5 protein-coding genes are annotated in these 12,016 nt (G+C 34.8%); all 5 read right to left on the reverse strand.

The window, feature by feature from the left end; genetic code table 11:
* Positions 1 to 7 precede the first annotated feature (7 nt).
* A complete protein-coding gene (locus HM985_RS03260) occupies positions 8 to 715 on the reverse strand; it encodes a DUF4097 family beta strand repeat-containing protein (RefSeq protein WP_179374853.1) in 708 nt (235 codons plus the stop codon).
* Positions 716 to 756: 41 nt separating this feature from the next.
* Positions 757 to 1,137 carry a TraR/DksA family transcriptional regulator gene (locus tag HM985_RS03265; protein ID WP_173588243.1) on the reverse strand — a complete coding sequence of 127 codons (381 nt, stop codon included), beginning with the start codon at positions 1,135 to 1,137 and terminating at the stop codon, positions 757 to 759.
* A 4-nt stretch (positions 1,138 to 1,141) separates the two neighbouring features.
* Positions 1,142 to 4,546 carry an isoleucine--tRNA ligase gene (gene ileS, locus HM985_RS03270; protein WP_179374854.1) on the reverse strand — a complete coding sequence of 1,135 codons (3,405 nt, stop codon included), beginning with the start codon at positions 4,544 to 4,546 and terminating at the stop codon, positions 1,142 to 1,144.
* Between the two features lie 198 nt (positions 4,547 to 4,744).
* Complete coding sequence (locus HM985_RS03275) at positions 4,745 to 10,309, reverse strand: PA14 domain-containing protein (protein WP_179374855.1); 5,565 nt, start codon at positions 10,307 to 10,309, stop codon at positions 4,745 to 4,747.
* 154 nt (positions 10,310 to 10,463) lie between these two features.
* Complete coding sequence (gene radA, locus HM985_RS03280; RefSeq protein WP_179374856.1) at positions 10,464 to 11,822, reverse strand: DNA repair protein RadA; 1,359 nt, start codon at positions 11,820 to 11,822, stop codon at positions 10,464 to 10,466.
* Positions 11,823 to 12,016: the final 194 nt, after the last annotated feature.

Below are 12,016 nucleotides of genomic sequence, written 5' to 3' on the forward strand. Positions count from 1 at the left end.
TAAAGGATTAATTGGGCTTTGCAACTGTAATATTTCCTTTAATAGATTTTAACTTCCATATAGAATCTGAATTAAAAAGCGCATCTATAGAAATTTCACCATGATTAGAATCCGCCTCAAAAACCCCTTCTGCAATAACGTCAATATCCCCTTCTATTGTATTAATTGTAGCGATATTAGATTTACCCTTCATATTACATTTTCCGCTTAACAATTCAATATAAAGCGATTTAAAATCCCCTTCTAAATCTACCGAACCAATATCACTTATAATATTTACAGCTAATTTTTCTGGAATTACCAACTGTAAAGTTGCTGCTATAATCTTATGTGCACTTCGTTTATTATCTGGAATATCAAATAACGACACATGTTCTAAACTTAAATAAAGTGTATGATTCTCTTCTTCTAAAACGATCTGAAAATCATTTTGATATTCGCCATCTAAAGTAGAAATTACACTAATATGATTTGTTTTTAATGTTGAAACCGAAATATTAAAAATCTGATCTCCGTTAATGGTAATCGTTTCTATTTGCGCGGCTGACAATTGTTTTTCAAGCGTATTTTGAGCTGATGAAATAAGCACCGAAAAAAAGAGCACTATTATAAAACATAAAGACCTTACCGATTGTAAAAATCGGTAAGGTCTTTTATTATAGACTAAAGCCATAAAAATATAACCTAAAGGTTTTATGATTTTAGTGGAATTCAAAATACAATCTCAATTAATAAGATTTCTGTTTTTACAGAAATTTATTGCATATTCTTTGCCTCAATGCTTAACGTGGCATGTGGCACTAACTTTAAACGCTCTTTGTTAATCAGTTTTCCTGTAACACGACAAATACCAAACGTTTTATTTTCGATACGGATAATCGCATTTTTTAAATCGCGAATAAATTTCTCTTGACGAATTGCCAATGCTGAGTTAGATTCCTTACTCATCGTTGCACTTCCTTCTTCAAATGCTTTAAATGTAGGTGATGTATCATCAGTCCCATTATCAAAATCATTCATATAAGCACTCTTAATAAGTTGTAAGTCGTGCTCTGCTTTTTTAATTTTATCTTGAAGTATTAATCTAAATTCTTCTAAATCTTTATCAGCGTATCTAATTTTAGTTTCTGTAGCCATAGTCTTAATGTTTTTTAATAAACAATTTGGTATTTACGTCATCAAATACAATTTCTATACCATTGTTTAAAGTGTCCATAATTTGTAAATCTTCTGTTAATGTTTCAGATTTAATATACGCTTCATTTGAAGATATGGCCTTAACGATTTGGTCATCTTTCAGAATTTGTACGTCAATTCTGTCAGTAAGCTCAAATCCTGAGTCTTTTCGCATATTTTGAATACGGTTTACTAACTCCCTAGCAATTCCTTCTTCACGTAAATCTTCATTGATAGTAACGTCTAAAGCCACTGTTAAAGCGCCTTCATTAGCTACTAGCCATCCTTCAATGTCTTGCGATGTAATCTCCACATCATCAAGTCCCAAAGTAATATTTTTTCCGTTAATCTCAACGTCTATAGTTCCATTTTGCTCAATATTCTTAATATCATCAGCACTAAAACCTCTTACTACATTAGCAATCAGCTTCATATCCTTACCAAATTTAGGACCTAAAGTCTTAAAATTAGGTTTTATCTGCTTCACTAAGATATCAGAAGCATCTTCTAAAAGTTCTATTTCTTTAATGTTAACTTCATGTTTAATTAACTCAGAAACAGCTTCGATCTCTTCTTTTTGTTGTTGATTCTGAATAGGAATCATTATTTTTTGAAGTGGCTGACGTACCTTAATTTTTTCCTTAGCTCTTAATGATAATACTAATGAACAAATAGTTTGAGCACTATACATTTTACGCTCTAAAACAGCATCAATAACATTGGTATCTGCCACTGGGAAATCTGCTAAATGCACACTTTCAAAAGTTTCTTTTTTAGTCACAGCATTTAAATCTAAATACAAACGATCCATAAAGAATGGTGCAATTGGCGCTCCAAGCTTAGCGATGGTTTCCATACATGTATAAAGTGTTTGGTATGCCGAAATTTTATCAGTTTGGTAATCCCCTTTCCAAAAACGTCTTCTACTTAAACGCACGTACCAGTTACTTAAATGATCTTGTGTAAAGTCTGAAATTGCTCGTGCTGCTTTTGTTGGCTCATATTCTGCATAGTATTGATCTACACGTTGAATTAATGTGTTTAATTCTGAAAGTACCCAACGGTCAATTTCTGGACGTTCCTCTAAAGGAAGATCTGCTTCACTATAATTAAAACCATCAATATTGGTATATAATGTGAAGAATGAATACGTATTATAAAGTGTTCCGAAAAACTTACGACTCACCTCAGCAATACCTTCGCTATCAAATTTTAAGTTATCCCAAGGATTAGCATTACTAATCATGTACCAACGTGTGGCATCTGCCCCGTATTTAGATAAGGTTTCAAAAGGGTCTACGGCGTTACCTAAACGCTTAGACATCTTTTGGCCATTCTTATCTAAAACCAATCCATTAGACACAACGTTTTTATAGGCTACAGAATCGAAAACCATAGTTCCTATAGCATGAAGCGTATAGAACCATCCACGTGTTTGATCTACACCTTCAGCAATAAAGTCTGCCGGAAATGCTTCTTTATTATCAATTAAGTTTTTATTTTCAAAAGGATAATGCCATTGTGCATAAGGCATAGAACCAGAATCGAACCAAACATCAATTAAATCACTTTCACGATTCATCGGTTGACCTGATGCTGAAACTAAAACAATTTTATCAACTACATTTTTATGCAGATCGATAGTTTCGTAATTCGCTTCTGACATGTTACCGACTTCAAATTCAGCAAATATATCTTCAGACATTACACCTGCTTCTACAGATTTTGCTATTTCAGATTTTAATTCTGCAACAGAACCAATACAAATTTGTTCTTTTCCGTCTTCTGTTCTCCAGATTGGTAATGGAATTCCCCAAAAACGAGATCGCGATAAATTCCAGTCGTTTGCGTTTGCTAACCAGTTTCCAAAACGTCCTTCACCAGTTGATTTTGGCTTCCAGTTAATAGACGTATTTAACTCGTGCATTCTCCCTTTAACGTCGGTAACTTTAATAAACCAAGAATCTAACGGATAGTATAAAATTGGTTTATCGGTTCTCCAACAATTTGGGTAACTGTGCTTATATTTTTCGACTTTAAAAGCCTTATTTTCTGTTTTTAATTGAATAGCAAGCTCTACATCTACAGAACGTTCTGGTGCTTCACCATCATCATAATATTCGTTCTTTACATATTTACCTGCATATTCAGCCATTTCTGGTCTAAACTTTCCTTGTAAATCTACTAATGGCACTAAATTACCATTATCATCTTTTACTAAAAGTGGTGGAATTTCTGGTGAGGCTTGTTTGGCAACCAAGGCATCATCGGCTCCAAATGTTGGTGCTGTATGTACGATACCTGTACCGTCTTCAACCGTTACGAAATCTCCAGAGATGATTCTAAAAGCATTTTCAGGATTATCGTTTGGTAATGCGTATGGCAATAATTGCTCGTAAGTGATACCTACTAAATCTTTTCCAACGAATTCTTTAACCACATAAAAAGGAATTTTTTTATCACCTTCTTTATAGTCTATTAATTCTGGTTTAGTTTCAACGCGTTTAAATTTACCATCAAATTGTTTGTTGACTAAGTTCTTAGCCAAAACCACATTCATAGGTTTAAATGTGTATTGATTGTAAGTTTCAACTAAAACATAGTCTATTTTAGGTCCAACCGTTAATGCGGTGTTACTAGGAAGCGTCCACGGTGTTGTTGTCCATGCTAAAAAGAAAATATCACCTTCATTCTGAAGAAATTCTGGCAAGGATTCTGCATTGGCTTTAAACTGAGCAACAATAGTAGTATCGGTAACATCTTGGTAAGTTCCTGGCTGATTCAATTCGTGTGAACTTAAACCTGTCCCTGCCTTAGGTGAATACGGCTGAATGGTATACCCTTTATATATTAAGTTTTTTTCGTAAATCTGTTTGAGCAACCACCATACACTTTCCATGTATTTAGATTTGTAGGTAATGTACGGATCGTCCATATCTACCCAATAACCCATTTTTTTGGTAAGGTCGTTCCAAGTATCCGTATAACGCATTACGGTTTTTTTACACGCTTCGTTGTAATCTTCAACCGTAATCTTTTTACCAATGTCTTCTTTGGTAATACCAAGTTCCTTTTCTACACCAAGCTCTACGGGTAAACCATGTGTATCCCAACCTGCTTTACGTTTAACTTGAAAACCTTTCATGGTTTTATAACGTGGAAAAATATCTTTAATCGCACGTGCTAAAACGTGGTGTACACCAGGCAAACCGTTTGCTGAAGGAGGTCCTTCAAAAAAAACAAAAGGTGGTTTTCCTTCTCTTGTGGTTACACTTTTATCGAAGATATCGTTAGCTTCCCAATAGTTACCGATTTCATCTGCAACGTTTGGCAAGTTAAGTCCTTTGTATTCAGGGAACTTTGTGCTCATTATTCTGTTTTATTTTCGAGGTGCGAAATTACAGAATTTTAGGGAAATAGTTAAACGTTTTATAGGCTATGTATAGAATGAAAAAAAAATCCTTTTCAGACTTAAAATATCTGTAGAATAATTGTAAAAAAAGAAGGGTAAGAAAAAAATTCCTTACCCCCTCTTTTTTAAAGCTATAAACATATGATTTATTAAAGATTATTTTACAATAATCTTCTTAGCATGTACAACACCATTAACCATATTTAACTTTATAACATAAGTACCAGCACTTAAGTTATGAACTTCGTATGCTAAGTAAGTACCGCTTGAAACATTGGTTTGATATATCGCATTTCCAAGAACTCCAAAGACCTCTAAAGTATTAATTTTTTCATTTTCTGGATTATGAATAATTATTTTATTCCCACCTGATATATTATAAAATTTAAGATTAGTTTTTGTTCTATCCGCAATAGAAAGTGCAGCTTCTTCATCTTGAAAAACAATTTCTAATCTATCATTAAATTCCCCATCTGATGATACAAATTCAAAAGACTGAGTACTTCTTAAATCAAAATACATATTGGTGAAATTATCTCTTATATAAATTTCTTGATCTTCGGGTATATTTTCAGTTTCAGTAATTTCTATTGTATAACTATAGTCTCCAGAGGACCTTAAAGTTAAAGGCACTATTTTATTAGCAGTAATTGGATCATAAGCCTGAATAACAGCAAATTCATCCGCTAATACAAGGTTTAAATCATCTGCATAGGTTTCAACATTGATGGCCTCGTAACCATAATCATAAGCGTCTGATGTGTGTTCGCTAAAACCTAAAAGCAATTCTCGCTTGGTCGCTGGCCCGTTAACAGAATTAAATTCTAAACGTATTTTTTGCATCAGGCGTTCTTCTGATGTTTCAGAATCACTTTCATTTTCGGAACTTACAGTGCTTCTAAAGAAAACAGAACCATTATCATAAGAGTCATCCGCATCAGATTCTTTGACAAATACACGTTGACTGTTTTTGAAAGCAATGGTTCCACTAGATTCAATTTCCGTAATAAACCCTTGCCCAACGGGCAAATATCTAGATGGACTTTTTGTACCATCTTGACTTCCATTTGTAGCGCCTTCTATACCAACAAATTGATAGGCGCGTGTAGAACCTGTTTTATTAACTTGTGCATAACCTCCATTATACGCGTTTAAGTAATGCGATGCTCCGCTCCATTGTTGCCAAAGTTGAATGGTACCGTCTATAACACTTTCATTATCATCAATAAACTCATGCAGATCTATCGCAGAAGCATAAGGATTCCCTAATAAATAGTCTGTTTTAGATACCGCAGCAACGGATCCATTACCACCGGTATCTGTAACGTCAACTAAAATAGTTCCATTATTGGGTTTACCTTGAAATAAATATTGCTGAGCTGTATCAGAAATACCTGTCCCTTTTTGCGTGTAACCAACGCCTGGTTCTAATGCCGTGTTTGGATCAATAGCCTCATAATCATCATAGACAACTCCATTTTTGTAAGTATACAGCCAACGCGTACTCACTTTTCCTGTTTCTTGATAGGCGGTTGTAAATTCAAAATTAGTGCCATCCTGCTTTTTAAGCATATTTAGTCTAAAAATTGAATTATTACTATTGTCGGTGCTGACTGCATTATTGTTTATAAATGAAGTCTGACCTAAAACCCCTACTGGAGAGGCCCAATAGTTATACCAATAAGCACTTGAACTGCCTTCTTGGCGTCTTAATATTTTACCTGTTGCTGAAGTTACTAAATCACTCTCTATGCCTTGTAAAAGCTGAGAGTCTTGTTGCAAATCAATAGTTCCATTTAGCTCTAAATACTTAGTGACATTGAGTTGTAAATCTTCCGCAGAGCTCCCTACCGTAAAAACAATAGACTCATCGGCTGCCGTTTTCTCATCTACTAACAGCGCTAAAGCGTGAATACCTTTTAAACCTCTTGGTTCATCACTTAAACTTTGAGAGGTTGTTAAATTAATATTATTTTTAATGTGATAGATACCCCAAGTATAGGTTTCTTCTGATTGCAAGACATGATCCGCTACTTCATCTCCCGGAATAGCCCAAAGGCTTCCATATAACCAGGTCGTTTTATCATGCCAATTTCCATCTTGTACAGTAGTAAAAGGCATTGGTGCTGTTTGAGGCTCTACTGTGTTAATATGATATAAAATAGCATCATTACCATAATTAGATGCGTCGCTAAGTTGTGTTGAAGTAATCCCAGACATTGTATAATACAACTCTAAATCATTCCATAGGAGGCTACCAATATGATGTGGTGTAATTGATCCTTTCAAATCTCCTCCGTCGTTTTCAATCTCCTGATATACAATTTCTTGAATTTCACTTTCAGTTAAATTGTCATTAAATACTCTGACTTCGTCTATAGATCCCTCAAAATAACGAGTACTTGATTCATTTTCTCTACCAAGCATAAATTTTTCCTCAGTTGCTGTAGTTGCACTTTGCAATCCAACTAGAGTTCTAGAGCCAGAATTAAAAGACTGTGATGTCCCTAATTTTCCGTCATAGAAAACACTTACAGTACCACTACTAAAATCTAGATTAACCGTGATATGTCTCCAAATCCCTGTACGGAATACATCATTATTTCCAACAGATAAATTGGAAATGGATCCATCTGAAAATTCTGCGGCTATATTTACAATAAGGCTTGAATCGCTAATAAATATTTCAACACCATTGTCTTCCCCTAAAATGAAATAGGTATTATTATCGTCAACGGCACTTTTTACCCATGCCATTAAAGTAATATTATCATTATTACTGGCATTAAAATTAGACAAGAGTTCTGGACCTACAACATAGTCATCAACACCATCAAAATCCATAGTTGCAGCAGTTACATAAACATCAAAATCATCTCTGTAATCTAAATCTCCTCCAAATAATAAATCTCCATCTGTATCTGGTAAAATAGATAAGTCTGATGGATTCTCAATAGCTTCATTAACATCAAAAAGAGGATCATTAATATTAGTTGTTTCGAAGTTATCGTCTAAACCATCTCCGTCTGCATCATTTCCTGATTGTGTATTAGCCATCCCATTTTCTTGAATATCTGGTATTCCATCATTGTCACTATCAGAATCTATAAAATCGGGGATATCATCACCATCCGTATCGATTAAGCTTATAAAGCCAGAGCCGTAATTATCGTCTACACCATCTCCATTTAGATCTACCATTGTTGCTCCACTACCACTCGGAAGAATGTAACCACCTGTAGTTTGAGCCTCAACATTATCTGGTATACCATCATTATCTGAATCGATATCTAAATAATCTAGTATACCGTCATTATCTGTATCCATACAACTCACGTTTTCTGATAAGACTGAAAAAGGAATTAATTTTTTAGAAATAGTGGCACTTGAATAAGACACACTTAAAGACTCTTGTCCATTTCGCTCAAAAAATAATATAGTAATTGGATAAGTGCCCGGAGTTAGCGCAATAGTTCCCGATCTTTCTTGTGTAGAATGTAGCCCATCATTATCAACGATCTCACTGCCATCAATAAACAATTTAGAACCATCATCAGAAGTCGTATAAAACGTATATATTTCATCTGTATTAATTGTAATAAAACCAGTATATCGAATAGCAAAATTATCACTATCCCCAGGGCTATTTAATGCCCAAAGTGCATCCACATCAATTTCAGACACACTCCCCGTTGCTGTAGCTCCTGTGGTTGGAATATTATCAACACTTGGTGAAACATTTATATTATAAAACTCATAAGACAGACTTTCGGGAATTTTACCACACAAAACACTTTCATTTACATTTAGTATACCATCATTATCACTATCTAAATCTGTAGTATCCCCTATACCATCACTATCCGTATCCAAATCCACATTAAGAACGGCACTATTTTCGATTTGCACACACAAATTAGCGGCATGTGTTACCACTAAATTGTACACATTACCATCTAACCCCGTAACATCTAAAATATTTAAAGTATTAGATGTGACATCTGTATAAACACCTCCATTGTTTAGATTTACACCATTTAATTGCCATTGGTAGTTTAGGCCTGTACTTACGTCCGTAGTGTTACTTGAATAATCTGGTACACCTGATGATGTAAACGTCGTTGTGCTTGTTGCTGTTGCACTTGTTATGGTAAAGCTTGTCCCTGTACCTGTTACGATTAACTGATCGACTAAAGCTGTATCATCTACAGCAACTTCTGTCGCGGTAGTCACATTTGTAGTTGTACCTGTGTATGCCGTAGAAGTACCTATCACTAAACCACTAGTGTTGAAACCTGTACCATCTACTTGTCCGTCTGCATTGCTATCTGCATGGCCTGCTTCTATAACATCATTACAACCATCACCATCACTATCTGTATTCTGAAAGTCAAAATTACCATCACCAGAAGTGTCTATTGGTATTGTCGCTTCCGCAGCATCGTCTACTCCGTTGTTGTTACTATCATTAAATGCTGCGTCGTTACTATCTATTACCCCATCGTTATTGGTATCTAAATTTCCGTTGCCAGATTCATCGACATCATAAATACCATCGTTATCTGAATCTAAATCTAAATAATCTGGAATACCATCATCATCTGTGTCTCTACAATTATTTTCTGATAATACGGTAAAAGGAATATCTGTTATAGAAATAGTTGCGCTCTCATATGACATACTTAAAGACTCACCTCCAGATCTTTCAAAAAACAGTATCGTGATTGGATAAATGCCCTGAGTAAGTGCTACGGTTCCTGATTTTAGGGTTACACCATGTAAACCATCGTTATCAACAACTTCGTTTCCGTCAATAAACAATTTAGAACCGTCATCTGAGCTAGTATAAAATGTATAAGTTTCTGTTGTATTAATGTTAATAAAACCAGTATATCGAATAGCAAAATTATCACTATCTCCAGGTGTAATTGCAGCCCAAAGTGCATCTACATCTATCTCAGACACACTACCTGTGGCTGTGGCTCCAGTCGTTGGAATATTATCGACACTTGGTGAGACATTTAGATTATAAAACTCATAAGACAAGCTTTGGGTCATTTCAGTGCATGCAGCACCTTCATTGACATCTAGTATACCATCATTATCATTATCTAAATCTGCACTGTCCTCTATTCCGTCTCCATCCGTATCTGTTGTACTAATATCATTATTCAACAAAGAATTAATCTGATAGCCTTCAACTACTCCTGCTTTATTCTTATAATCACAAGCTGCAACGTTACCGACATCTCCACTCATTAATCCAACGCGCATCCTAGCAAGTCCATTCTGAGCATAGGAAGGTATAGGGATAGTTATAGGTACTTGTACTGTTTTAGTACCCCCAACATTATGATTATCTTGAAACGTAAATAAGAATTGCTCACCGTCATCATCAAAATCATCATCAATTGTATTAAAATTAAGCCATACCGCAATAGTAGATAACTCGGTTTGCCATCCATTCATCGTTACAGTAATATGACCGCTTACGGTTTCACCTGCAACAGCATCAACCACATAAGTATCTAGATAACAATTATAGGTGTCTAAAACAATTGACCTTTTATTTTGAATATCATCTAATTCTACTTTAGAAACATGAAACATCCAGTCATCATAATTTTCGATATTATTAGAAGGTACAAAAGACACCCCATACCCCTTAAGAGATATAAAAAGTAATATAAAAAGTAATTTCAAATTATTTTTTACCGTCATAGCAAATCACATTAACCATTGATTTTAAGGTGATTAGGCAAAAAATCAATATTTATATAAGACAAACATAGGATAAAATCTAGAAGAAAAACGATTAAACACTTATTTATTCGACAAAACGCTTATGTATCACAAAATCAGAAGGGATGCGCAACTAAACCAAAAACCCCACCAAATCCTCAATCTTAGAGATCAATTGAATTTTAATTACTGAATTTTTAAGAGCTATTTTATTGTATTTAGATACAAAAATGGTAGAAAACCCTAATTTCTCAGCTTCCAGAATACGTTGTTCTACACGTTGTACAGGGCGGATTTCGCCAGACAAGCCGACCTCGGCGGCAAAACAATATTCTCTTGGTAAAGCAACATCTTCATTAGAAGATAGAATGGAAGCGACCACGGCTAAATCTATAGCAGGATCGTCCACTGTAATTCCGCCAGTGATATTTAAAAAGACATCTTTGGCTCCCAATCGAAATCCTGCTCGTTTTTCTAAAACAGCCAATAACATGTTAAGACGCTTCGCATTAAAACCGGTAGCAGAACGTTGTGGAGTACCGTAAACTGCCGTACTAACTAAGGCCTGAACCTCAATCATTAACGGACGCATACCTTCTAGCGTTGCTGCAATTGCATTACCTGAAAGTTCACCGTCTTTTTGAGAAATTAAAATCTCTGAAGGATTAGAAACCTCACGCAAACCAGAACCTTGCATTTCGTAAATACCCAACTCATTAGTAGAACCAAATCTATTTTTATTGGCGCGAAGAATTCTAAAGACATGATTTCGGTCGCCTTCAAATTGAAGCACCGTATCTACCATGTGTTCTAATATTTTTGGACCTGCAATATTTCCGTCTTTCGTTATATGCCCAATTAACAACACGGGTGTCGCTGTTTCTTTAGCAAACTTTATAAGTTCTGTTGTGCACTCTTTAATTTGAGAAATACTACCAGCGGAAGATTCAATATAATCACTATGCAATGTTTGAATAGAATCGATAATAACAATGTCGGGCTCTAAAGCTTCAATCTGCTTAAATATATTTTGTGTTTTAGTTTCGGTAAGAATATAGCAATTACTACTACTTGGATTAATACGTTCTGCACGCATTTTTATTTGCTTTTGGCTTTCTTCTCCAGAAACATAAAGCGTTTTATACTGTAATTTTAAGGCGATTTGAAGTAATAATGTGCTTTTACCGATACCTGGTTCTCCTCCCAAAAGTGTTAATGAACCATGAACCATTCCTCCACCAAGAACCCGATTAAACTCTCCGTCTCGCATATCTAAACGCGCCTCTTGAGAGGTATCGATTTCGTTAATTAATAAAGGTTTTATGGTGCGTTTTGTAGTTGCCGTAGGAAGTTTCCAGTCACTTTTCTCTGGTTTTTGGATCACTTCTTCTGCAATAGTGTTCCATTCTTTACAAGACGTACATTGTCCTTGCCATTTAGAATACTGACTACCACAATTCTGACAAAAAAAGGTTGTTTTTACTTTAGCCATAACATTTACCGCACTAGCGGAAATCTATTTTAAAATTTAAAACGACTAAATTAAAACAATTTTAGTTGCTGGCTTTAAGCCAGCTAAAAACAGTGAAAACTTTTAGTGTTGAGAGTTGAATATGCCAATTAGAGAAAAGGTATACTTGTAATTTATCAAATAAGGACCTTAATAAATAATCTGAAAATTTTCAA

This window comes from Winogradskyella wichelsiae, assembly GCF_013403925.1.
Classification (GTDB): domain Bacteria; phylum Bacteroidota; class Bacteroidia; order Flavobacteriales; family Flavobacteriaceae; genus Winogradskyella; species Winogradskyella wichelsiae.

Coding starts and splice junctions, on each gene's coding strand:
- ileS (WP_179374854.1), bottom strand. CDS start 4,546: ATGAGCACAAAGTTCCCTGAATACAAAGGACTTAACTTGCCAAACGTT.
- radA (WP_179374856.1), bottom strand. CDS start 11,822: ATGGCTAAAGTAAAAACAACCTTTTTTTGTCAGAATTGTGGTAGTCAG.
- HM985_RS03265 (WP_173588243.1), bottom strand. CDS start 1,137: ATGGCTACAGAAACTAAAATTAGATACGCTGATAAAGATTTAGAAGAA.
- HM985_RS03275 (WP_179374855.1), bottom strand. CDS start 10,309: ATGACGGTAAAAAATAATTTGAAATTACTTTTTATATTACTTTTTATA.